A 26,533-nucleotide genomic window follows, 5' to 3' on the forward strand; every position below is an offset into this window, starting at 1 on the left:
GTATAATGCCGCGAAACTATAAGTCTCGCGGAGCGGTCCGGAACGGCAATGCGGGCAAGCTATCTTTACTATATAGAGAAGGCCTGGCATCTTCGCGCCAGGCGTAGCGCACAGACCGGGGTGCTGCTACTTCCGGCGCCCGTACCCAAACCCTATCATCTTTAATGATGGCTTCCGCTTTTACATAACCGCCTCTTTCATTTTCTATTTCAAAGCCCCGCAATGACTTTCCATCGCGGCTTACCAGCCCTTTTCCTTTATACTCAAAATCAATAATAAATGTATTTGCTTTTCTTTCCGCTTTTTTAAACACCGGCCCCATGGGTGCACCGCTGCTGACCTTATAGGCAGCACTGAGCGCCGTGCCGGCCAAACGCTTTCCCAGATCCCATTTATTTACCGGGTGCAGGTCGGCAGGATCACTATTCAGATCCAGGGTGCTGATCATGGCCGTATGCGGAACCCTTAAGACCGCTGCCTGTGCCTCCCAAAACTCCGGCTCGCTGTACACCGTATAAGACCGGTCCGTTGCCTTTGAGTAATAATAAGGGGCTATCTGCACATAAAAAAAGGGCAGGCGGTTGTTGTTCCATTGTTTGCGCCAATAGTTGATCAGCGCCTCCATTTTATAGCTGTATTGCAGACGTTCATTTAAAAAGCAATTGGATTCTCCCTGGTACCATAAAAATCCTTTCAAAGCAAAGGGGATCAACGGCCGGATCATTGTTGTATAAAACTTGCCGGGATCGCCATCTATTTTGTGCGTGCTGTCTTTTTGTTCCCGGAAAAACTTTACTGCAGTAAAGGCCTCCCGTGGCATCCACGGTTCAATCCGGCTGCCGGGTATGGCCGCGGAGATCACGCCCACCGGCACTTTTAGTTTTGCCTGCAATTCTTTTGCAAAGAAATAGCCAACGGCAGAAAAGCTGCGCAAGGCCGTTCCTTCTGCCTGATTCCACCCGGCGTGCGTGGAATCAGGCATCATTTTTTTCCGCTCCACCAAAAAAATACGGATATTGGTATTCTGTGCCTTTGCCAATTCAGCAACCGGCCAATCCGCGCCGGATGGGGGCTGCAATTTACCAATCTTCCGCATGGCAAATTCCATATTCGACTGGCCGGAGCATAACCACACTTCTCCTACCAAAACGTTTTGCAGGCTAATGGTTTCTTTACCGGATCGTATTTCAAGAACCGCCGGATCAAAGGATGCCTGCTCTGGTTTCAATACGACCTTCCAGTTGCCGGATGCATCGGCCAGGGTTTGCTGCCGTTGTTGTTTAAACCGGACGTTTATAGCCGCGCCGGCTTCTGCATGGCCCCAAACCGGCAATGGCTGCCCCTGCTGCAATACCATATTATTACCGATGATTTTTGCCACCGTTAATTGTGCATTCAGTTTTATCGAAAGCACCATCATTATTATTATGACCAGCCCGTATCGCATCATAAAAGTCCTGTAATTTTTGTCAGCCGTTTTGACCGCTTCACCAGTTTGCCATCTGCCCAAACGGACAAGCCTTTGCCTTTACGATATTTTTTTCCTGTTCTGTCCCAGATGATCGTAATGATCTTTCCGTGATACAACACATTGTCCAATGCAAACCAATCCCATGTTCCTGCGGGGAGCAAGGGGTTCACTTCGATACGGTCATCCGCACGCGGGCGTAATCCCGCCAACCCCGTAATTACAAGATCATTAAATGTGGAGTGATTGTAATACCGGCCGCGTTCATCAGCGGTCAGCCACTTACCGGTGTTTTCGTCCATATACTCCCCAATATAGGGCCGTCCCTGAGCATATTGAGAAAGGGCATATTTGCGTAACTGCATATAATAATCCTTCTTTGTTACAACATGCTGCCGATAATTATTGAGCAGGTTGGCCATGGCCGTTAATGTTTGTGCCGTAGCAAAGGGCCATACCGCGCCATCCCATTCGCATTTGCAACAGCCATGGGTACGGAACCCCGGGTGACTGCGGTCCGCCGTGGTAATACCCGCCGGCGCATTAAAATGCTTCTTGTCCATTAAACGGCTCCAGGCATTGTTGTATGAGGCATCCGGCATATTAAAATACCAGGGAATAAAGCCAATCTCTTCCATTACATTAGCCAGTGTATCTGCAGGCTGTTTCCGCACCTCAAAGAAATGATCCTTATCATTCCAGAGTTCCTGCTGCACCAATCTTTTTAAAGTATCAGCCTTGGCCTCATATAACTGTTGCCAAGCGTTATCTCCGGTTAACCTCGCAATCCCGGATAAGGCTTTTGCATTTCCATACATATACCCGTTAATGGACGGACGGGGGTTTTTCTCTTTACGTCCGCCGCTGATGGTTTCCTCCATAGCATCGCGCACATCATATTGCCAGAACAGGCCACCGGGATATCTTTTCTCTACCTCCCATTCCTGGTAATCGGCCAGCAGATCCGGAAATATCTTTTTAACAAAAGCCGTATCGCCATTTACCAGGTACCGGTTGTATATCGCATCGGTGTTCCAGCTACTGTAAAAACGCAGTTTCTTTAACGGCTTGCCCCCATTACCACGGTACCATGTCAGTAAATCATCATCCAGGTACTGCTGGTTGTGCAGCCAGCGGCTTTCGTAAATATGATGCCCCAGTGCGCTGCTGATCAAATTGTATTTATCCGCATAAGACCGCTGAATCAGAAATTCGGTAAACGCAAATCCCTGTGGCGTCTTTTTTATATGCTTCCGCAATGTCCACCAACGGAAATAGTAGATCTCCTCCATCTTTTTATCCGGACACTCAAACAGGGGAATATTTTGTTGCATCCAGCTCCAGGCCTCTGTATTGGAAATCGCCTGCACCATAGGTTCCTGCTCCATGGTATTAAAATAATCCACATAATGTTTAAAGGTCGCCGGTTGCAATACCTGTGCCTGCGAAACAGATGCTGCAAGCCATAAAAAGAAAACCGTATTGAAAAGTTTTATCTGCATGTCCGGCTATTGCTTTTCGGTTTTAAAATACCCGATCTGGTAAACGGCCTTTGTATCCCTCTCCCCGGCCCGCGGCAGATCATAATCCTGGTCAGTAGGTGTATCCGCATCAGGGAACCGGCGTACCGGCCCGGTTCTGAAGGTTACGTGATGGATCTTGTGCACCGGTGCAAAGAAAATACCGTTAACGGGTTTGCTCCCATTGATGGATATGGTATAAAATCTTTTTTCAGCATCCAGCTCCATCACAAAATTATACGTTTTACCAGCCTCATATTTTGCAAGCGTCCGGTCCCTGTAGCCGGCCTTTGTAATGATGGTACCCGTGGAATCAAAGGAGATCCGTATACAAGCTGAATTCTTTGTATCCTGTAATTCAATATCCAGCCGGCCATTTGTTGCCTGCCCCGGTCTTATACTAAATTCCAGCTTCATTTTTGCAGCCTCCGGCACTACCCGTTCTGCTTTTGCAAAATCGAAGGGATCATAATCCGTAAGCGACAATACTTTTTTGCCATCCTGCTTTTCAATAGCAACCGGCGCCCATAGCGGACTGTATACATTCCAGTACTTCAATCCTTCTCCGGGTTTCAGCACATTAAAATCATCCGCTATATCCTCTGTCACTTCACGCTGCACCGGAACGGGAATTTTTGCCACCCAGATGTCTTCTTTATTCATGCTATATCCTACCCAGGTATCATTACCGGGTGGCTTCTCATTTACTTCCTGTATCCCTCTTACATACTGCGGGCCGTAGCTTTTATAGGCGCCTCCATACCGGAGCGAAGTGATTTCACCATTCACAAGTAACAGGTTCTTATAGTTCAGTCCATCATCACTAACGGACAGCGCCAGCGGCCAGCGGAATTCCGAAGGATTGTATACGGTCATATATTTACCATCGCCCGTTCTTTGTCCCCAGATCTTTGCATTGGCGTTTACAAATCCGGGCGCGCGCGTAGGCATATACGCCCAGGTTTTCCCTTCATCTTTGCTGATACTGGTTAAAGCATATTTCCAAAGTCCCACTACACGCCCATCTGGCAGGTGGTAATAGTTAAATGCTTTATAATCCTTTTTCAAAGGGATCAGCGGGTCGTTCCGGTCTGCTTCTTCCACCATCTGCTGCATCAGCAGGGGTGTAGCCAGTATTTCTTCGCAAGCTGCTACAAGGCCCTTATCCTTTGATTTTTTATAAAAGGGGTAACTGGTATTTTTTTCACTAAACCGGTGGTTGTATCGCAAAAAATAAATTGGACCAAAACTGCCATCCTTTTTTATTTCGCGGATCACCCGTCCCACCCCATTCCCATCGTTGGGATCATCTTTTGGCCCCAGCGCAATCCCATAAAAACCCAACGCAAACAAGCGTTTTTCTTTAGAAACGTAAAAGCCCATTCGCTGGTGCATGACCGCAAAACTATTGTGCGTTACTTCGGTGCGTCCCTCTTTTGTAAATCCATCCGGCAATTTGTATTCGGGAAAAATGGTCACCGGGGCCGACCATTTGTATCCATCTTCAGATGTTAGCAGGAAAGTGGCTCCGGGGGCCAGATGCTCCCCCACCGGGTCGCTCAGGAAATGCAGGTAAAACCTATGGTTCCAGTATGCCAGCATGGGTTGGTGATTGTAGGTCCAGTTCATGCCGCCTGCCCATTCCGGATGCTGGCGGTTAGCGCGAAACACCTGTATATTATGCACACCCACTGCAGGGGTTAACTGACCATTATGGTAATCCACGTTGGACAGGGTTTGGCCCGTGTAGCGAATAGTGTCCTGCTGTGCGTGCAGCAGGAGCCCGGTTAATACCAAAAATGCTGTTATATAATATTTCAATTCCATATCGTTTCACCGGGGGTTAAACCCCGGGCTATATGTTTTCATTTTTTAAACCGTTTAACCAATTGCCGCACTACTTTTTTCTTTACCGGCACAATCGTACCATGTTTATGCCCCTCCGGTACATGTACCTGGCTCGTAACATCCTCAAAATGGTGGAAGTCCTTTGTTGCCTTTACCTCGTAGATCTTTTTCCGGTATGAATCATAATAGATCAGCCACCGGTCCTTTAGATTCGCTACCGATGGACCTTCTGTAAAGTTATCGGAGAAAGGTTGCGAGATGTTTTTCCAGGGGCCCAGCGGGCTATTTGAAAAAGCCACTTTCAGATTACGCTCGGGTCTTGTATTGTCTTTTAATACCAATACATAGTCGTTTTTTTGTTTTTTAACGATCACTGCGTCGATCACGCTAAAACCAGGATCCAGGAATAACTTCGCGGGCGTAAATGTTTTAAAATCTTTTGTGGTGGTCACATACATCCGGTGGTTATTACTGTCTTCTTCCGCCCCCCGTTCAAAACGACCGGGAATAGTGCTGGCCCAGATGATCTTGTAATCCTTTGCCGCATCATCATAAAATAATTCCGGTGCCCATACATTCACCGTTGCAGGTTCCTGTTCCATTGCGGGAATCATTCTTTGTTCACTCCAATGAATAAGATCTTTTGACGAAGCATATCCAAAACCCTTATCGCCCCGCCAACTGCTGGTCCATACCAGGTGAAAAACGCCATCCGGTCCCTGTACCATTGAAGGATCGCGCATTACTTTTTGTTGCCCCACAATGGGCTTCAGGAAGACCGTATCAAAATCGGTCCAGTGATAGCCGTCGTAACTGTACAGCATACGCAGACCGGCATCAGCGGGTTCATGAAAGGATGTAAAGAGGTAGGCCCGGTTGGAACAGGAGCTGATAGCGATGATTGTAATAAGTATGAGTAAAAATCTTTTCAAGTTTTATATTTTTAGTATTCGCGCTTCCGCTTACATATTTACGCTATTTCTGATCGTCATGCCGAGCGCAGCCGAGGCATCTCCTCAACCCGGAAAGACCTTTCGACTCCTCCCGGCTTTCGCCGGGATGCGCTCAAGGTGACGAATACGCTGCCGTTATTCCTCCAACACCAACACCCTGTCTGTATCTTCCGCATCGCTGGTTGCAGCCGGAGGATCAAATACCGCCACACCAGCGAACCTGTTTAAGGTTGCCGGCGCGTAGCTTCCGTTTGCCGGATAAAACCATTTTGCCGTTGACGGCTTAAAATCCAGCCTGGAAAGATCAACTTTAAATGGTTTCCCATTGCAGGTATACACCATTGCATACCCCCGGCCTTTGGTGGCCAACAGGTAATCATAACGCCTGCCCTTATTGCCAACCAGCAACTCCTGTGCGGGCACCCGGCTGTAATAATCGTGAGATAACATCAACGTTTTAATAAACCGCATCTGTTGTGCTCCCGGGGCATGAAGTGCCACCGGCCACTCGTCTGTTACCCCGTAGTTGGCACTTTTAAATCCCTTTGTATTGAATTGCATTACCGCATTTTCGCCATAGGTAAACCCGGCGCCGCCTGCAAACACATTCCAGTAGGCATAACGCCTCAGATCCGCTGCTTTCCATCTTGGCTGCAGGCTGTCATGCAACCCCTGGGGAATATTCTCGTAAGAAGGCTCGCCGTCCAGCGTAGGCTTTACAGGCCGCAGGCGGTAATCCACATTAACGTATTTCCAGTTATCTTCTCCAAAATGGTTCTTCTCACTCACGCTGGTGTCCTGGGCATAGGTACGGTGACCGCTTTGAAACATATTAAAATCCAGCCAGGCCGCATGATGAAACCACTCCGAAGAAGAATAGCGTCCCCGGGGATGAAAGGTCATTACATGATTCGGGTCGTGTTTTTTGATGACGGACCCGATCGTATTCCAGACATTAAGGCCATTGTTTCCTTTTATATCCCCGCCATTCATCCAGATAATATTGGGTTGGTCTTTATAGCGCTCCGCCAGAAATTCAGCAAATACAGCCGCCTTTTCCGGTGTAACTTTTCCTTCTTTTACATTGCTTCCCCACACAGGTACAAGGGCCATATACAAGCCGCGTTTTGCTGCTTCCCGTATTATAAAATCCAGATGATCCCAAAAATCATAGGCCACCGGATCGGCCGGATCGGCTCCCGGCGTAGTAAGAGGTTTTGAAACATCCGCGTCTTCAATGGCATCATCTCCATAAATATTGCGGGCGTTCTTAACATCGTGCAGCACCATCACCTGAATTACATTAAACCCCTGTTGTTTCCGGGCATCCAGGTAGGCGATCGCTTCTTCGCGGGTCAGCCTTACAAACAATAACCATCCCGTGTCGCCCAGCCAGAAAAAGGGTTTACCATCTGCAGTCTGAAAAAACCGGTGGTTATCCGAAATCTTCAATACCGGCAGTTCCTGTGCCGTTGCGCGGGTTTGAAATACCAGAAAAATAAGTATATAAAATAGTCTGTTCATAACAACAAGGCCTTCGATTAAACCGGCCATTAAACACAGCAATCAAACCAATAGTATTCCTCATGTTTAACGGGCCCATTAAAGGTAAACCCGATAGCGGAGAAACCTGTTTAACTCGTAAATATTTCCAGTAGTTCAGAAAGATCTTCCATGGCTGATCCACAGCAGCGATGCTCCTTCCGGAAGCGTTACCGTTCCGGTAGCACCGGCCGTGGTAACGAATTCTGTTTTTATAACCTGCCCGGTTTTTGCACTGATATAACGGAGCGTTATTTTCCCCGTAAAGGCCTGCAGGTTTACCGGAACCATATTGCCCTTTGCTGCATAAATGATCATTCCATCTGATCCTTCCAAGGTCAACTCAGCGGTTGCTGCGGGGTGCATTCCTGCCGCAGCCTTCAGCAATTCTTTATCCACCGTTACGGGCAGCAGGGGCAGCGAGCCACCAGCCATCAACACGGCCCATCCAAACTTATCGGCACCATCCGCCGAATAGAGCACCGCCTTGCCCGGGTACCGTTGCCGGTATTCCTTTACCGCACGATACACCTGCTCAAAGGAACTGGCCCGGGGTTTTAACAGACGTGCCCACTGCCGCGGCGCCAGGTTTTTTCCACCCTCCGGCGCATATACGGATCCATTGGCCTGGTAATGCCAATATTTGATATCGATCACATCGACGATGGATGTATACCGGTCGTCCTTCAAAACAGCGTCCTGTACATCTTTGGTTGTGCTCAGCCCAATCCATTCTTTTGTATGTTGCTTTTCCCAATCGTTAATCGTTTTCAGCCAGAACTGCACAAAATGCAGGGGGCCGGTAAATTCTTCCCCGGTAAACTGGATTACATTACCATAGTCTTTAAAATTCTCCAGGCATTTCCAAATATATTGCTGGTGCAACTTACGCCGTACCGGGTTGGCAATATCATAAAACTGTTCTGCATAAAAAATGCGTTTGTCCCCCGCGAAGTTCACCGGCTCATTAAAGCCCGTATTATTGATATTATTGGCTGTCCGCCAGGGAAAATCCGCATAGTGCGCACCAGCTTCAATAATATTATGCTGAAAATAATTCTGATGCAATAATATCCGGTCATTTGCCGCGGCCAGACCGGCAAATTGCTGCATGCGGCGCCAGTACCATGCATTATATTTTGTAAGATCATATTTACTCAGGCCATCCCAGGCTGTATCGATCCCGCTTCTTTTAAAAGGCAGTTCATAAAATGGAGGCCACACTTCACCATCCATCCTCCGGATGCGCTCATGATCGTCCCTGCGCCGTTCGTACCAAAGGCCGTAATGCTGGTTCAGCGCCACGACATTATGGGTCTTCATCGAATCCACTACCGCATGAAGGTCATCGGTAAGCCCCTGGCCTGCACGTCCCGGCACAAAACGGGTGATCGCCATTTTTTTTGTGGCCTGTTCCAGGTCTTTACCTTCCACACCGCCCGTCCACCAGGGCACTTCCTGCACAGCTCCCGTAAGCACATTCCCATACATACCTACCAGCCAGCCGTTGGTTATGCCTGTAAACGGCGGATATACGGTCCATTGTCCTTTTGGGGCTTTGTTAATTATTTTTGCGCCTTTCGAATCAATGGCGATCGGATTGTGCTTTGATGCCTCCCTTATCCAGTCGGCCAGTTGCATTTTGGGTCGTATGGCTTCTTTGGTAAGCTCCTGTGCTACTTCAACAGAGGGGCTGCTGGAAGCCTCCGTAGCCGTTTCCAAAATAAAGGATTGTTGCGGGCTGGGTTTGCCCAGGCGCTGCTGCAATTGTGCATAATAGAAGCTTTCCGGTGTAAGGTGGTTATTGGATTCGCCCCAATAGCCATCACCCGCAAACTGGCTCCAGGAACCCAGTGCCCAGTTCTGCGCCGTAGGCGGCCGGTAACAATCGATGCGTGCTGCCGAGCAGTTCCACAACAAGCTATTGGCTGAAGCCCATCCCGCACCCTGGCCGTCCTGCCCCCGGTTGCCAAAGCGGATGGCATTTCCGTCTACGGACACAATATCAAATAAAACACCGGAAGCCCATTTGTCGATGGCCCCCGAAAAATTATAGGGCCGGTCCGAAACGCATTGCACAAAAGCATTGGGCCCTGCAGCCGTATGTCCTGCCGAAAAATCATGATAGCCATTGGCCGCATAGCAGCGCTGAAACAACGTTTGCTGTCCCCGCGTAAAAAATGTGTAGCGCCGCTGGCCGCCGATTTCTGAAACCGGCTCTGTAGAAATACAGTCTTCCACTGTAATACGCCTTGCCGATTCCAGCAGGTATACAGCAGAGCCCGCAAAATGTTTAAAAGAAACCTGGCGTACCCAGGCATCTTCCACATTTTCCATGGTGATGGCCATCCACCGATGATCTTCGTCTTTGGGGCTGCTGCTATCAAAGGCCGAAACAAGGGACAGGTTTTCAATGCCAACGTGGTCGATCCGGCCCGGCCAGGAAAAGCCCGTTACCGTAGCAGTTCCGTATTTTTTATCCAGCGAGTTGGTAAGCGGCACATCCAGGTGAAGGATATTTCCATCAACCGCAGTAACCTGCCGTTCAAAAACCAGGTCGGCATCACCGGGCTTCCAGCCCAACGCCGACAAGCCTCCGCCAAAACTGCGGGTACCCAGTACATCAATCCATTCTGCGGTGGATGGGCGCCGGACTTCCACCCGATCGCCGGTCTTAAAACGGGTGCCATTGTCAACCGTTAACACAGCAGCGTTTACCGGTACATAATCCTGCGTTACCGGTATCGTTGCTCCAAACTTTTTGTCATTCTTTCCCATTACCCGTATCAGTGCATCGCGACTGAAGCCAGTTCCCCGCAAGACCGTTTCATCAGCAGCGCCGGCACCGCGCAATACGACACCCGGCTGGCAGATCAGCAGCTGCCCTTCTATAGCGTATATTCCTTTTTGCAGCAACACGGCTCCCCTGAATCCGTTCTTATCTGCAGGCAGTGCAGCTACCTCATCGATCGCCTCCTGAATAAGCGCTGTTGCATCACCTTTTATAACAGGAACCACGATTTTAACAGGAACCAATGGTATAGCCGTTTCGGATGCATTATAACCACAATAGGAATAATCCGGAATACGATCCCCTGTTATAGAATCTGCGTTATAGACCAGTTTGCCCTTTTCGACTAACACCGGCAATACCGGTTTTACCGGCTTTGGTTTTTGCCCGTTTGCTACAGTAAACAAAAAGCTTATTAAAACAGATAGGAGAAATTTCATTGCTGTTAATTTATCAATGCCTGCTATTGATTTGTGCGCGTACAAATCACAACGCTGACATTGCAAAACTACCATTTATCTATTGGTTTGCAGGGGACACAAACCATGACAAGGGTTTACCGTTTTCCGGGGTTACCGTTTTTAATGCCACCAAACCGTTCAGATAATTTTCAATATTACTATAACCGTTTTTTGCAATAGCTGCGGCATCATGTGAATCCCCCGGGTTCAGGCCCATCCGTTTTTCGACGGCATCCGGTATGCCATCATGATCTGAATCTTCATAGGGCCTGCCTTTGTATTCCGGGTAACCACCCACCTGGCCGACATCGGAAATAATGCCATTCTTGTATGAATCTGCCGGAAGCCGGCGTTTCAGGTATTTGGATACGGGTGCCGGATGCGCATCCGGGCTGTAAGTGATCTTTCCCGTGCGTACATCTTCCACAATCCGTTGATCGACCGCATCCCTTACCGGCAGCAGCGCCCCGGCATTTTGCAGTACGTATCCATAGGCATCAGCCGCAGACAATACAGGGAATGCGGCTATGGGAAATGGCTGATTTACTTTGATCTGCTGCAGGTATGTTGCCGCATCTTTTACATCTTCCAGCTGTACACCGCCGTCCCAGTTGTCTTTTGTCACCCGCGCATTTCCCTCCACAATATTTCCGTTTACATAGGCTTTTCCGAATACCAGGCTATCTTTAAATGCCCGGCCCGATTCCGGCTTTAAGATGCGGTAACTGATCGGCCGGTCTTTGGGAGTAATGGGTCCGGGTTTATAATAATTGTTGATAAAATTGTACAACGATTTATTGTCGCCGCCATCGGCGCTCCGGTTCCACCAGTTAAAGATCACATTGTTCACAAAGCCAAAATCGCCATCCATACCTACCGATGGATTGCGGGCAATATTGTTTGCCCAGAGGTTGCGCATAAAGGTACTGTTGCGCCCGCCAATGGTACTGCCAAAAGCATGGTTATACGTATCCAGCGCTTCAGAAAAAATAGAATTCTGGATGGTTACATTTACAGTGGGGAGCTTTTCGCCTTTGCCATCTGCCTTACGGTCGTACACATGGCGATAGATGCTCATATTTTCATCCAGCCCCCAGCTTGCAGAAACATGGTCAATCATAATATTACCTACGGGATTGCCACCCAGGCCATCATCGCGGCGGGTAACCTCCGTGGCGCCGCGTCTGAAACGCATAAAGCGGATGATCACATCATGCGTATCGATGAGCACCGATTCGCCGGCAATGCAAACACCATCACCCGGCGCACTTTGCCCCATAATGGTGATATAGGGTGCACGAATACTTACCGGGCTTTTCAGCCGGATGATCCCCGCCGTATTAAACACAATGATCCGCGCGCCGCCCTGCTCGCAGGCCCACCTGAAACTACCAGGGCCGCTATCGTTCAGGTTTGTTACCACCCATACTTTTCCTCCCCGGCCTCCGGGAGTATAAGCGCCGCCACCTTCAGCACCCGGAAAAGCGGGAATGGCAGCCCTTACCAGGTCGGTAGTTTTTGAAGCCCAGGGCACAAAGGGTTTACCATGCGCCGCATCTGCTTCCACAGCCGGCAATGCCTTCTCCCACGCGGCATCTGACAATTTGCGGTACCCCGCCATTACCGCGTCTGCCGAATCTTCCATGGATTTAGGAATAACCGGGTATTGCGCTGCCGCCCGTTGCTGCAGCCCCAACAGAGTTATAAAACCCAGAAAACAGATCCTGCTTTTTTTCATGTTATTATTTTGAGGGCACTACGTTTTTGATATTCACCACGCTATCCAGATAGTTTTCAATATTGCTGTAGCCGTTTTTTGTGATCTTTTGTGCATCGGACGCATCATTGGGATTCAATCCCGCTTTTCTCTCATAATCATCCGGCATGCCATCATCGTCCGAGTCCTTATAAGGTGCTCCTTTGTACTCCGGATATCCACCGGCCTGGCAGGGGTCGGTAATGATGCCGATCTTGTAGGAATCGATCGGAAGTCTTCTGTGCTCAAACTGGGTGGCGGGCAGCGGGCAGCCGGGCACATTATTTATCTTACCCGTCTCCACCTGTTTTACAATACGGGTATCCACGGCATCGCGTCTGGGAAGCGTGGCGCCGGCGTTTGCCAGTACATAGTTTTTGGCCGTTTGTGCATCAAGGATCGTTAATGCCGGCATGATCAGGGGTTTTGACTGGCGGATATAGTCCGTATATGCGCCTGCATCCTTTTCTTCTTCTACCTGCACCCCCCCATTCCAGTTGTCTTTGGTAACCTGCGGATAGCCCTCCATTACATTACCATTTACATACGCACGGCCATAAACTTTGTACTTTAATTTGCTGCGACCACTCTCCGGTTTTAATATCCGGTGTCCTACATTATTATCTTTTGATGTGGCAGGACCCGGTTTAAAATAGTTGTTGATGATATTGAACTGTGCGCGATAATCGCCGCCATCAATGGAGCGATGCACCCAGTTAAACACCACATTGTTCACAAAATTGAAAACCCCGTTCCAGCCCACTGAAGGGTTGCGACCGGTATTATTGGCCCAGAGGTTACGCATAAAACTGCAGTTTTCCCCTCCCAGGGTGCTTCCAAAAGCATGGTTCCAGGTATCCAGCGATTCTCCGAAAATGGAGTTCTGGATCGTGATGTTTACAGTACCAAATTTATCTTCGATTTTACCCGTACTGTCGTTATACATGTGGCGGTACATACTCATATTTTCATCCAGGCCCCAGGTGGCCGACACATGATCGATCATAATATTGCCAACGGGGTTACCGCCAATGGCGTCATCCCTCCTGCCCACCCATGTTTCGCCGCGGCGAAAACGCATATAACGGATGATCACATCGTGCGTATTGATCCAAACCGTTTCACCGGCAATACAAACACCATCGCCCGGAGCGGTTTGACCGGCAATGGTAATATAAGGCGCTCTTACAATAACCGGGGACTTAAGACGAATAATGCCTGCTACATTAAAAACCACAACGCGGGCGCCGCCCTGCTCACAGGCCCGGCGAAAACTGCCCGGGCCATCATCATTTAAGTTGGTAACAACGATTACCCTTCCCCCACGGCCGCCTCTTACAAACTTACCACCACCTTCAGCACCGGGAAAGGCGGGGATATCCGCATGTGGCAATTCATCATACCGGGATGCCCAGGGTATATACGGCCTTCCTTCCTTTGCTTCCTTATCTATAATCGGGTAGGCGATGGCCCACATAGAATCGGAGTGCCGCTCAGCGGCATCCAGCAACGCCTTTGAGCGCTCCTGGTCCTCTTTGGAGATCTTAGGGTACTGTGCGGCAGCCGAAAAAAACAAACCAATACAAAAAATCACGAATGGTATTCTTTTAAAAATCATCTTTAAATTGTTCCTTTTTTATTATAAAATAAAGCAGTATCGGTTTACAAAATTTCCTGTTCTTATTGCCGGTAGTTGAATGTACCGGGCGCACCCGAGTAGTCATTCCAGCCAATGGTTTGCTGAAGCCATGGGTTCAGCGACAAAGCCGTTGAATTCAAACCGGAGATATAGTAATTCTGTCTGAATGAAATAAATAAGGGATTTCCTGATCCGTCTTTATCTACCGGCTGATCGGTATTCACGATTGTAATATTGTCGTCAAAAAAAGTTTTCAACCGATCCAGCTGCACCGCAAAATCCGCGGCGTCCGGGTCAATTGAAATTGTACCTCTTGCTGCCGTCAGCGGGTCTGCGCTGCCCGACAAGGCCGTTTTATACTGCCACAATCTTCCGGTACGCGCCGTTCCGTTAATGGGTGCAACGCCCAGTTTTTCGCAGGTATTATTTCCTGTAGCAGCATCATCATTGTACAACATCCACCGTTGCGCATCCCAGAAACGTTTGCCTTCATAGGCCAGTTCCACCCGGCGCTCATACAGGCAGGCTTCTATTGCAGCATATTTGGATGCCAATGTACCAATTCCATAATTATTAGCTTCCGGTATGCCAACACGTTTCCTGATCTTTCCAAGATATACCAAGGCATTGGAAACATCGCCTTTTGCGGCATAGCACTCGGCAATATTCAGCAACAATTCGGCATACCGGTATTCCATAATATCGGTTCCTGAATAAGCAAGGCCATTCACGGTGCTGGAACCTGAAGGATTGGTCATTTTACGAACTACTACCGGGCTGCTTACCTGATTGCCATCGCTATAGGCCTTTTTATTGCCGGTATAGATCCACCGGTATAGCCAAATAACAGCCGGCACCTCCGCTTCCTTAACCGGCCATTTCATGCCCGAAAAAGCAAATGTGCGGTAAAAGCGCGGATCCCTGTTCATAAAGAAATGCGCGGAGTCGTACCCGTTCGCCAGGGTGGGGCGCTCACCGTCTGCCAGGGGAAACAGATCCACCATCTCCTTGGGTGCAGAAATACCGCCTCCACCGCTTTGTTTTGATACCCGGATGCTCCGCTCCCATCCGTTGCTGATGATTCCTGAAGAAGCTGTTTCTTTTGACAGCAGTTGAACCATGATGGCCTCTTTATTGAAGGAGTTATCATTTTTATACCACATTTCCGCCCAGTCTTTAGCGCTGTTTCCATACAAACCATATCCTGCTGAGGTCAATGCCGTTTCGGCCGCAAGGCCTGCATCTAAAGCCTTTTGCCAGCGGTCGTTCCCCGGATTGTCCCAGTTTGCATTAAACAACGGGCTTGCGTAAGTTAACAATACCCTGCTCTTCATGGCCAGGGCCGCCCCACTGGTAAACCTGCCGTAATCGGCCGACCCCCAGGTTGCCGGCAACAGTTGGGCTGCCAGATCAAAATCTGCTACGATTTGCGCCACCACTTCGGCCGGGCTTGCACGCGGATGCTGAATAGTGGGATCATCTGCACCGGCATTTTCTGCGGTAAGTACGATAGGCACACCGCCATAAACGCGCATGAGCTCAAAATACTGAAGCGCCCGCAGAAAATACATCTGCCCTCTTGCTTTCTTCTTAAACTCTTCGGATAAGGCCTGCCCTTTTTCATCGATCTTTTGCAATAAAAAGTTTGCCGTCCGGATGCGGTTGAAGGGGTCATTGTTTGCGTTTGCACCCAATGCCCTGCCATAATAGCTATCGGCCTGGTTGGCATTCTCCAGTGTTTTTTGCGAATTGATCATATCGGTTACGGTACCGCCGATCTCTTCGGTAGATCTTGACCGGGTATCATTATACGTACCCATTAACGAAACAACCGGAGACCGGTAGGCTGAAAAACAATCATAATAAAGGCGATCAATATACCAACCCGTTAATACTTCGTTGGCAAATATACTTTCGTCATATTTATCGAAGCTCTTCATGTCTTCTAAAAAGTCCTTTTTGCAACCTGTAGCCAAGAAAGTTGCGATAATAAGGAAACAGCATATTTTTATCTTTTTCATCTGTTTATTTTTAAATGGTCAGATTTTGGTAATAGCTTAATTAAAAAGTAGCATTGATGCCTACTGACCAGGTACGTAATGTTGGATAGGCAACCTGAGGATCATCATACATATTCCGATACTTATCCGGATATGGGTTATAAAAATCCCAAAGATTAAATCCGGCCAGGCTGACCCTCAGCGCATCCATCTTTACTTTTGCCGCGATATTTTTTGGAACAGAATAGCCAACCACCATGCTGCGTACAAAGCTCCGGAAAGCAGAGATCTGCCAAAAATCAGATACATATTGATTCTCATCGGTATATGCCAGGCTCGGCCAGCGTCCGTTTACATTATCTTCTGCGCTGTACATATCTTTCAAATAGGATTCATGCGACCAGAACAGTTGTGTAGAACCCGTTCCCTGTTTAATATAATCGATACGGTTAAACCCGCCCCATGAAGTGGCTATCTGGGTATTTAAACTGAAAGACTTCCACGATAGTCCAATATTCGTACTCAATCCAAAGTTCCTTCTTTTTCCCAACTGGGTAAAATCCTGGCCATCATCCCTGATCTGACCATCAGGCCCTGCAATTGTTTTGCCATCAGCATCCAATTGGCCTCCGAGATCCTGGTAAGCGAGCATCCCTTTTTTAACACCATCTTTTGTATCAAAATCAAAATAAGAAGGCGTAGTACCTGCTGCCGTAGCACGATCGGTCAGGTATTGCCAATAGGCGTCAATATCCGCATCTGTACGTAAAAGCCCATCGCCTCCCGCATTTCCTTTCCAGGTCATAAAGCCATACTGCGGGCGAAGAGAAGAATACCCTTCACGATTTCCATACTCTGATGGGTAGTTAAATGCTGCCGGCAACCATTTGGTGATCTTGTTATCGCTGGTTCCAAAATTCACGCCGATGCTATATCCAAAATCACCGGCCCTGTCTTTCCATGTTGCGCTAAACTCAGAGCCCCATGCTTTCTGTGCGCCGAAGTTTTGCTCGGCAAAACCGCCACCCACAGAAATGGGTACACCCACCTGGTTGGCCAGCGTCATTAACATATCGTAGTGGTCGTCCCAGTACCGGTCGTAAGTAACTGACAGGCGGTTATTCAGGAAAGAGATATCGACACCTATGTTCTTTTTGACGGTTTCGTCCCAGGTCATGTTGGGGTTTGGTGTGGCATCGGGAGTCAGACCCGCCACCAAAAGCCCGCCGTTGTTGGATCCAAAGCCAAGCCCCTTGTCAGCAGCATAGCCATAGGTCTGCATCCAGCGCCAGGGTTTCACATTATCGATACCGGTTTTTCCAACGGAGGCCCGGATCTTTAAGAAGCTCACCCAGTTTACATTTTTCCTGAACCAGTTTTCTTTCGAAATCACCCAGCCCGCAGAAACCCCCGGAAAAAAGCCCCAGTAATGATCGGGAGAAAATTTAGTAGATGCATCCGAACGGAATACAAACTGGAAAAGATATTTATTATCATAATCATAACTCAACCGGCCCAGGTAGGCCAGGCTCCCGCCTTCTGTTTTGTATACATAGGTATTGGACGGGTTCAAAGTTCCCGCCGAAGGAGAAGAACCATTGTACGCATCCATAATGGGCTTATCATAAATAATAAATTTCTTTTGGTAATTCTGCTGTCCTTTTTCTACAGAAGCCATGGCCGATATATTATGTTTACCAAACCTGTTATCATAATTGACAAAAAAGTTGGATTGCTCTACTTTACCAATTTCATCGGAGTATCGTACGGTAGAACGACTATCATTATTGGCAATTTTCCATTCAGTAGAGTCGGTGTACAAATGATATCCCATCAAATGGTTATTCTGTGAGGCAGCCAGTCTTAAACCCAGCATGGCCTGTTCATTATTTGATGTAGAATAATTTAAGCCATAAGACACTTTAAACGCCAGCCCTTTAATAAAGGGTACATCATATTGCAAAGAGAAATTGGTATTAAATGCCTGATCATCGTCAGAAGTAAATGACCCGTTGTTTAATAATCCGAAATAGTTCCACCCCTTAATATTATTTTGTCCGGACGGACTGCCCTGAGACCTGTGCGGTCCCAAAGCCGGGGATATATATTCAGGTACCCCGTCAACGGTATATTGCCAGGGTATATACTTGGGCATATGGGCTAAAATGGCATAATCGGTCTGCTCTGAACCCGAGGTATAAGCGCCATCATTGACACTGATTTTAGTAAATGATTTTTCTACTTTCGATTTATTCGCCGCAACCGTTGCCGAAAGTTTTAAATTGTTCACTACTTTCACATCTACCCCTGTTCTGAAAGACCATTTATTATAATCCTGGCTTCCAAGGTTGGGTTTTTGTGTATAATAGCCGGCTCCGGCAAAATAAGTGGCTCTTTCAGATCCGCCGCTCACATTAACAGAATGCTGCATGGCCCCTCCAGGCTTCCAGGCTTCTTTTAGCCAGTCGTAATTCAACGATTTCATAGCCTCCAGTTCATTTTGATCAAAAAGAGCATCTTCATTGCTCCCGGCCTTAAAAAACCGGTTGGAAAAAATACCATGCTCATAGGCGCTCATCGTTTTTCCAAAACTCACCGCATCATTAAACTCAAACTTCCCTGAATAAGATATTTTTGGAGCGCCGATCCTTCCTTTTTTCGTTTTTACGATAATTGCGCCCTGACTGGCTCTTGAACCGTAAATAGCAGCTGCCGCATCACGAAGTACAGTAATACTTTCCACTTCTGTGGGATCCAGTACGTTAAACTGATCCATGGTGGGCAGACCGGTATTGGGGTCCAGTTGTATTACATCGTCAATGATGATCAGAGGCAAAGCACTGCTGCCGTCTTTACTGTATCCAAACGGCTGCCGTATACTGAACGTTGCATTGTCACCGGGCCGCTGGCTACCACCTGTTACATTCAGCCCGGGTATTTGCCCTTTTAGCGCTTCGGCAATACTGCTAACCGGAAAATCTGCAATTTTTCCCATATCAACAGTAGCTACGGAACCGGTAAGATTTTCCCGTTTCTGCGAACCGTAGCCGATCACTACGACTTCATCCATTTCGTTTTCGGTCTTCTTAATCACGATGGCTACTTTTTCCCCCGCTTTTACCGTTTGCTCTCCATACTCATATCCCACATGTGAATATTGGAGTACGGCGCCTTCAGCGGGAATATTCATGGTAAATTCGCCTTTCATATTTGTAACGGCGGTCTGGCTTCCGCCTTTTACCTTAATGGTAACATCCGGAACCGGCGTACCCGAGGGAGCTTCAGTAACGGTACCCTCAATTGTTTTGGTTTGTGCATTTGCGCCCAACCCCCAACATATTGCCAGGAACACGCAAATAATCCTTAAAACTGACTGATAAAGCATATGGCTTGTTTTTTATTATTGTTTGGGTTGCTGTTTTTTATTTTGATTGGTTTTCATACGCTCCTGCCAGGCCTTGCTTTCCTTATTCATATCATAGCCGCGCGCAGAAAGATAATTGTTGATCCGCCCCTTATACTTTCCAAACCAGGCATGTTTTTTTTCTGAAGACCCCGCGTCCATGGCATGTTCCCGCGCTTCGGTAAGCGCATCCAGGATAAACTTCCGCTCTTCGGTGGTTAACCGCGGAATCATTTCCAGGTATCCTTTATAGGTGATGGGAAGCACATTATACGTCATCCCGTTCTTTATAATATCCACCTGATCCTTACCAAGTATATGCGATAGCTTTTGAATATAGCGTTTATGAAGGGCCGCACGATCCGCCTCGGTTTTTGCATCGGCTTCAGCTATCTTTTTCTGTATTTGTTCTTTATCAGTAAGGGCTGCTTTAATATCCGCCACCCCGCTTTCCCTGTGGGCATCCAGATCACGTAAATCTATATACTGTTGCACCACCATCTGCTGCACCCTGTAGAAGGCCGAAGAATCCTTCAATTGCAGCGGCGCTACAATTTTATAGGCCCGCTGACCAATTACCTGGCGATAATCCAAATGACTGTCTCCGCTTTGTGCAGACAGCCCCGGAAGATTAAAAATTGTCAAAACAACAATTAATAAACTTTTGCCGAAAACACTCCTCGTTTTTTTTCTGTAAAAACAACACTTCATTACAATCGTTATTTGGCGGAAATCATTAAATGTGAATCTGACATTAAAAGTAAATCGTCTGAAAGCCCTGTACAATGTACGGTTTCACTAATAAAATGGAAAATATTCCTATTCTACGCAACGGTTTGCATAACAGAACAAAAGAGTCAAACACCAAAAACCGGCATCTTTTACGACAATGTATTAAAATACAATGTCTATTTTACCAATATGCTGACCGATGCCGGCTTTAACCCCGGCGAGGTCACCGTAACAATGGCACCCCCCTTTTTAACACCTTTTATAATAGCCAGCCCCATTCCATTGTATACGCTGCGCCGACTGGTTTGGAAAGGCTCCAGGTCGGCCTGGTAACCATTATCCATAGCTACCACCAGGGCGGCAGGGGAACTTGTCACGCGCACTCTATGCCGGGCATCCGGAACCAGGTTGCCCTCCCGGTCAAGAATACGAATGGTAACAAATGCGCGGTCGTCTTTATCCTGCCGCAATACAGGATTTTCAATTGTCAGTGCTATCTGAGCCGGGGCACCCGCAGTGCGCACCGTACGTTCAAGAACCGTTTTTCCATCCTTTCGTGAAACCGCTTTTAATGTTCCGGGCTCAAAGGACACCCGCCACAACACATGAAATGCCGTGTCCTTTTTTTGCCGCCGGCCCAGGGAACGGCCGTTCAGGAACAGCTCCACTTCATCGGCCTGGCTGTAATACACTTTTACATCTACCTGCTGTCCCCGCTTCCAGTTCCAGTGGGGCGCTATATGCAGCACGGGCTTACTGGTCCATTCGCTTTGATACATATAGTACACATCCTTTGGAAAGCCGGCCAGGTCAACGATGCCATAATAGGAACTCCTTGCAGGATAAGGATAAGGAACGGGCTCGCCCAGGAAATCGAACCCCGACCATACAAACAAACCGGATAAATAATCGTGTTTTTTGATAATACGCCAGGTTTGTTCATGCGTAGATCCCCAGTAAGCCGCCACATTATCATAGGCCGAAACCGTGTAGTCGGGATTACCGTTTTCGACAAATTTAAATTTTGAACCGGAGGGCCACAGGCGCAGCGAATCCGCCGGCCCATCATAGTGCCCGCGGGTGGCCAGCCCCGAAACATTTTCTGTGGCAATGAATTTTTCGCCGGGATAATTTTTGGGAAAATCTTCATAAGCTTCAATATGATAATTGAGGCCTACTACATCCAGCGCTTTCGATTGGTAAATAAAGTTTTTATCGGGCCGGTTTTCACTCAGCGCACAGGTTACGGGGCGGGTGGTATCCAGTGCTTTTACAATATCCACCAGCTCTTTTGCCAGGGTAATACCGGTTGAATCGAACTGTTCTCTTATCTCATTGCCAATACTCCACATAAACACACTTGGGTGATTGCGATCGCGTTTTACCATAGACTCCAGATCGCGCCGATGCCATTCCGGAAAATCGCTGTAGTAATCGTATTTGTTTTTCTTCTTTGCCCACATATCAAATGATTCATCCATCACCAGGAAGCCCATTTCATCACAGAGATCGAGCAACTGCGGATCGGGCGGATTGTGCGCAGTACGGATGGCGTTTACACCCATCTCCTGCATGATACGCAGCTGCCGTTTTGCTGCCGAACGGTTAAAGGCCGCACCGAGTGCTCCCAGGTCGTGATGCATGCAAACTCCCTTTATTTTTAAAGGGAATCCGTTCAATGAAAAGCCCTTTTCCGCATCAAAGGAAAAATAACGCACGCCAAAACTTGTGGCCCATTGGTCGGTCTGCCGCGCACCATCAAAAATTTTAAATACCGCCCGGTAAAGCTGCGGTGTGGTCACCGACCATAATGCCGGATTTTTTAATACTGCTTTAAACCGGAACGCCCCGGCTGTTGCTTCCGGCTTGCCGCTGACTTCCGCCACGGGCGTGCCAGCGGGATCAAAAAGCGTGCAGCTTACACTTAATCCAAACCTGGCAGCCGTTGTATTCAGAACATTTGAAGTAGCATGAAACCAGGTTTGGCCGTTGTTATCCCTTGTTGTGTACACAAAATTGCCCCAGTTTTCAAAGGCAATCTCTTGTGTGATCACCAGGCGGGTATTCCTGTAAATGCCCGACCCGGTATACCATCTTGAGTTGGGCTGCCGGCTGTTATCTACTTTTACAGCAATCACATTCTTTTGCTTTGCGGCTTTTAGATAAGGCGTCAGCTCATACGCAAAGGAGGTATAACCATAGGGCCACTTACCCAGGTAGTGTCCGTTGATCCAAACTTCGGCGTTGCGGTAAATGCCATCAAACTCGATACGGACCCTGTTTTCAGCAGTTATGTTTTCCAGCGTGAACGTTTTGCGGTACCAGCCCGTGCCACCGGGCAGTGCGCCGCCCGCATTACCTGCGGGATGGGCAGGATCAAACCGGCCTTCGATACTCCAGTCGTGTGGAAGATCCAGCAGCCGCCATGTGGCATCATTAAATGCCGGCAGCCGCCATGCTTTGTCATCGAAGGTTTTGTCTTTCCACGAAGCAGCATCCCCTAAACGGAACCGCCACCCTTTGTTAAAGTCGATCACCCGGCGGGGGCCTTCCTGTGCCGCCACGGCCGCCGTCAGCAACAAATAAATACTTAGTTGTAATAGATATTTCATTTTGCTCTATAAACCTGCCCCGTAAAACCAACGGCGCTTTTTCCTTTATCAACCGACGTAGCCACTGCAATACCCCGCTGATCCTTGTTATTGACCGCACAGTAAAAATGGTATACGATGCCTTTATATTTAACCACACAGGGTTTGTGCGCATACTTTTCATCAAAGGGCTCTGAAGAATGAATCAGATCCTCCCCCTCCCAGTCTGTCCAATGCACCAGGTCGTAGGAACAGGCAAAACGGTTAAAGGTTTCATTCTTCCGCTGCTCCCAAAACGCGCCAAAATAAAACATGACCCAAAGATTGCCCATCTTCTGTAAAACGCCATCCCCGGTGATGCCCACGCGGTGATGCACTACCGGATCTGCCTGGTAGCGTTTCCAATGCACCATATCCTGCGATACCGCCATGCCAATACGCTCAAACCAACGCCATTTGGGCGTATTATTGCTGGTATCACCATTGGCATTGTAATACATCACAAAAGGATAGCCCAGTGTCTTTTTTTTATCCCATATCACCGAGCTCTTGTACAGCTTCTTATTCTCCCACCACCGCACATCCGGGTCGGTGGCTTTTAATACCGGCCGGCCAAGCGTTTGCCATTCATGCGGGCGGGTAATATCGCCCCGGGTATGGGCCATCCCGATAGAAAGCAATCCGGCCTCATAACCGGACGTATGTCCGCCAATATAGCTCATCCAGTAATTGCCGTTGTATTTTTCCGCGGCATAAGTTCCGCCCCAGGCAGGATCGATCAACGCTACATATCCTGCTTTCTGGTAACCGTCCCACTGCAGGGAATCCTGCTTTTTCGACATCATTTTGCCGAGGGTTTTCCAATGGAGCAGATCCGTGCTTTGCGCCAGCCAGGTTTCATAGCCGTTACCATCAAACTCAATATAGGACATATACCATTTTCCGTTCTTGCGGAATACGGTTGGGCAATCCAGTTTTTTTGATGTACTACCAGGTACCAGTACCAATCCATATTTATATGGCGTTTTTACCGCTTCATATACTTTTTGCATCACCGCCTGCGGCACTTCGTTTTGTTGCGCCTCCGCAGTACTGCTCCATACCATCAATCCGATCAATAAAAAAAACGTTCTCATTATTGTTTCTTTGCTGTAAAGCTATAGCTGCCCGACCCCGTTTTTACAGGCTTTTTATTATAGCCCGGCGGAAAATAAATGGTGGCCGTGGTATTGGCCGGAACTGCCACATTTACCGTAAACCGGTCGCCTTCTTTTTGCCAGTCCACTTTTATAAGCCCGCGCACCGAGTGATAGCTTGCCTTTGCGTTGCGGATCGTTCCCACCGGGTGTGGTTTGATTTCAATATCCTTAAACCCAACCGATCCCTCTGCCTGCCGGATACCGCAAAGCCCGGAGTAAAACCATTCCATCAGGTGTCCCAGCATAAAATGATTATTGGATACGGAGGTCAAAGCGGCCCAGGACTCCGTAAGCGCTGTAGCGCCGTGTGCAAGCTGGTAACCATAGCCCGGCACATCGCTTCGGTTATTCATATCATAGATTACATCACTATACCCGGCCTCCTCCAATGCCCGCAGCACATAGCGGTAACCTACATCGCCGCCGGTGAGGGCATTGTTGCGGCTCCGGATATCTTTTACCAGGTTTTGCACCACAGCATCGCGGTACTGCGGCTCTACCAGGTTCATATATAGGGCCATGGCATTGGCCGCCTGGCTGCCGGTAGCATATTGTTTGGTTTGGGTGTTAAAGAATTTTTGGTTAAACGCCGTCTTTACTTCTTTGGCCCAGTTTTCAAACAGGGGCAGATCGGCTTTAACGCCCAGTAATGCCGCCACTTTTGAAAGAATGGTAAGGTCATAATAATAGGTGGCTGTTGCGGTAACGCCCATCGGCGTCAGCTGCGAAACACCGGGATGCCCGGGGCCAATATCATACCAGTCGCTCAATCCGAATTCAAGGATATGATTCTTTGATTTTGCTTTTAAATAAGATACATATTTTTTCATCATCGGGTAGGCTTCCTTTAACAGGGCCGTATCGCCATACCATTGGAAGGCATACCAGGTAAAGATCACCCCCGCGCTTCCCCACTCCGGGGAATCGCGGAAACCACCATCAAACTGAACATACTCGGGCGCGATATCAGGGATAAGCCCGTCTTCGGTTTGCGCATTGATCATATCCCTCACTACTTTCTTACAAAGGGCCGCAATATCATAATTATATTGTACCGAACTACCCATCAGGTGGGTTTCCTCCAGCCAGCCCAGCTTTTCGCGGTGCGGACAATCGGTAAACACACTTACCATATTGCTGCGGATGGCCCAGCGGATAAGATCGCTGGTTTTATTAAACAATTCGTTGGAAGTATTAAAAGTTCCAATTTCCGGCGCACTGTTGCGGATATGCAATCCTTTCAGCTCCCTGACAACCGGCAGGCCGGACCCTTTACCTTCTGGCACAGCACCCTCTACCTGCACATACCGGAAACCATAGTAGGTAAAGCGGGGCTGCCATTCTTCTTCCCCGTTTCCCTTGAGGACATAAGTATAAATATGCGGCGACCCCGTGGCTCCCTGCCGGGCAGAACCATCTTCATTGATCAGCTCCGCAGGGCGCAGCCGGATGGTATCCCCTTTATTACCAAAAACTTTTATGGCAGGAATGCCCGAAAAATTTTGCCCCAGGTCATAGACCCATGTTCCTGCCGCCAGCTCTTTTTTAGCAACCGGAAGGAATGTTTGCAAAACCCGAACCGGCTCCGCTGGCTGTGCCTGTAACTGCGGGGGTCCTGTGGTTACCACTGCCGGCGCCCAGCCGGCATCGTTATAACGCGGCTGGTCCCAGCCTGCTTTTTCACGGTTGGCGTCATAATCTTCCCCGCCATAAATACTGGAAAAATAAATGGGCGATTCCTCCGTCTTCCAGCTATCATCAGACACGACCGTTTCTTCCGAACCATCCTGGTAGCGGATCCATAATTTGGCAATCATCTTTGGAAATCCATACGCACCGGTGAGTTTCCGGTAACGCTCACCGGGTATATAGTAAAACCCGTTACCCAGCATTACGCCTACTGCATTGGCACCCTGCTGCAACTCTGTAGTAATATCAAAAGTGATATACTGGGCATGCCTGGCATACTGCGTCCACCCCGGATCCAGGAAATGATCACCTGTTTTTTTCCCGTTTATATGCAGTTCAAAATGGCCGAGTCCGCTGATAAAGGCCGTAGCCTGTTTTACAGGTTTGATGATCTTAAAGTCTTTGCGGAATAAGGGCAATACATCGGCGCGCTTCCCCCACTCCTTCTTACCGCTACCGTGCGCAAAGGGCAGGATCACACCGGTCTCGGGCAACACCTCCCTTGCGATCCACTGTGCGCCGGACCAGGCCGAAACATCCAGTAATCCCATCTGCCATTGCGCCGGTGCGCTAAAGGAAGCAGCTTGTCCGCCACCGTCCCAGGTCATCACCTTCCAGTAATACTTTTTCCCGGATGCCAGCTGTTTTCCGGAATAGCGGATCTGGATAGAAGCATCCGACAGCACTTTATGGGAATCCCAAAAGTTACCGATGTCTTTTTTCAGCAATCCCGGGTCATCCGCCACCAGGATGCGGTAGGCCGACTGCCGTGAATTTTTCTGGCTGCTCGTCAGCTCCCAGCTCAGCCGCGGATGAGGATCCTCTACCCCCAGGGGGTTTTGCAGATATTCGCAACGCAGGTATACCGCCTTTAGCTGGGCATGGCCCCACAGGCCGGTAAGCAGCAATAAACCAAAAACAAACCAATGTTTCATACGCAA

General features: G+C 48.4%; 14 protein-coding genes. All 14 read right to left on the reverse strand.

From position 1 onward, the window contains the following. Positions 1-16: 16 nt before the first annotated feature. Positions 17-1,450, reverse strand: coding sequence for a sialate O-acetylesterase (locus tag GGU45_RS13395; RefSeq protein ID WP_435225482.1), 1,434 nt, complete (start codon positions 1,448-1,450; stop codon positions 17-19). Further along, positions 1,447-2,970, reverse strand: coding sequence for an MGH1-like glycoside hydrolase domain-containing protein (locus GGU45_RS13400; protein ID WP_435225484.1), 1,524 nt, complete (start codon positions 2,968-2,970; stop codon positions 1,447-1,449). The genes GGU45_RS13395 and GGU45_RS13400 overlap by 4 nt, the downstream gene beginning before the upstream one ends. Positions 2,971-2,976: 6 nt before the next feature. Next, positions 2,977-4,815, reverse strand: coding sequence for an exo-alpha-sialidase (locus tag GGU45_RS13405; protein ID WP_435225486.1), 1,839 nt, complete (start codon positions 4,813-4,815; stop codon positions 2,977-2,979). A 38-nt stretch (positions 4,816-4,853) separates the two neighbouring features. Further along, positions 4,854-5,768 (reverse strand): glycoside hydrolase family 43 protein, encoded by a 915-nt coding sequence (locus GGU45_RS13410; protein WP_435225488.1) that lies wholly within the window; start codon positions 5,766-5,768, stop codon positions 4,854-4,856. Between the two features lie 156 nt (positions 5,769-5,924). Next, positions 5,925-7,313, reverse strand: coding sequence for a glycoside hydrolase family 140 protein (locus GGU45_RS13415; RefSeq protein WP_435225490.1), 1,389 nt, complete (start codon positions 7,311-7,313; stop codon positions 5,925-5,927). 135 nt (positions 7,314-7,448) lie between these two features. Further along, a complete protein-coding gene (locus GGU45_RS13420) occupies positions 7,449-10,562 on the reverse strand; it encodes a DUF6298 domain-containing protein (RefSeq protein WP_435225492.1) in 3,114 nt (1,037 codons plus the stop codon). A 79-nt stretch (positions 10,563-10,641) separates the two neighbouring features. Continuing rightward, the gene (locus GGU45_RS13425; RefSeq protein ID WP_435225494.1) at positions 10,642-12,321 is read right to left on the reverse strand and encodes a pectate lyase family protein; all 1,680 of its coding nucleotides are present in this window, start codon (positions 12,319-12,321) and stop codon (positions 10,642-10,644) included. 4 nt (positions 12,322-12,325) lie between these two features. Next, positions 12,326-13,957, reverse strand: coding sequence for a pectate lyase family protein (locus GGU45_RS13430; protein ID WP_435225495.1), 1,632 nt, complete (start codon positions 13,955-13,957; stop codon positions 12,326-12,328). Between the two features lie 62 nt (positions 13,958-14,019). After that, positions 14,020-15,999, reverse strand: coding sequence for a RagB/SusD family nutrient uptake outer membrane protein (locus tag GGU45_RS13435; protein ID WP_435225497.1), 1,980 nt, complete (start codon positions 15,997-15,999; stop codon positions 14,020-14,022). A gap of 40 nt (positions 16,000-16,039) precedes the next feature. Continuing rightward, positions 16,040-19,363 carry a SusC/RagA family TonB-linked outer membrane protein gene (locus GGU45_RS13440; protein WP_435225499.1) on the reverse strand — a complete coding sequence of 1,108 codons (3,324 nt, stop codon included), beginning with the start codon at positions 19,361-19,363 and terminating at the stop codon, positions 16,040-16,042. Positions 19,364-19,378: 15 nt separating this feature from the next. Continuing rightward, positions 19,379-20,026, reverse strand: a complete 648-nt coding sequence (locus tag GGU45_RS13445) for a DUF3826 domain-containing protein (protein WP_435225501.1) — start codon at positions 20,024-20,026, stop codon at positions 19,379-19,381. Between the two features lie 263 nt (positions 20,027-20,289). Next, positions 20,290-22,725, reverse strand: coding sequence for a glycoside hydrolase family 2 TIM barrel-domain containing protein (locus GGU45_RS13450; protein ID WP_435225502.1), 2,436 nt, complete (start codon positions 22,723-22,725; stop codon positions 20,290-20,292). Then, complete coding sequence (locus tag GGU45_RS13455) at positions 22,722-23,840, reverse strand: glycoside hydrolase family protein (protein ID WP_435225504.1); 1,119 nt, start codon at positions 23,838-23,840, stop codon at positions 22,722-22,724. Before GGU45_RS13455 ends, GGU45_RS13450 begins: the two co-directional genes overlap by 4 nt. After that, positions 23,840-26,527 carry a glycoside hydrolase family 78 protein gene (locus tag GGU45_RS13460; RefSeq protein ID WP_435225506.1) on the reverse strand — a complete coding sequence of 896 codons (2,688 nt, stop codon included), beginning with the start codon at positions 26,525-26,527 and terminating at the stop codon, positions 23,840-23,842. Before GGU45_RS13460 ends, GGU45_RS13455 begins: the two co-directional genes overlap by 1 nt. Between the last annotated feature and the right edge of the window lie 6 nt (positions 26,528-26,533).

It is taken from the genome of Niabella hirudinis (genome assembly GCF_051201075.1).
GTDB lineage: Bacteria > Bacteroidota > Bacteroidia > Chitinophagales > Chitinophagaceae > Niabella > Niabella hirudinis.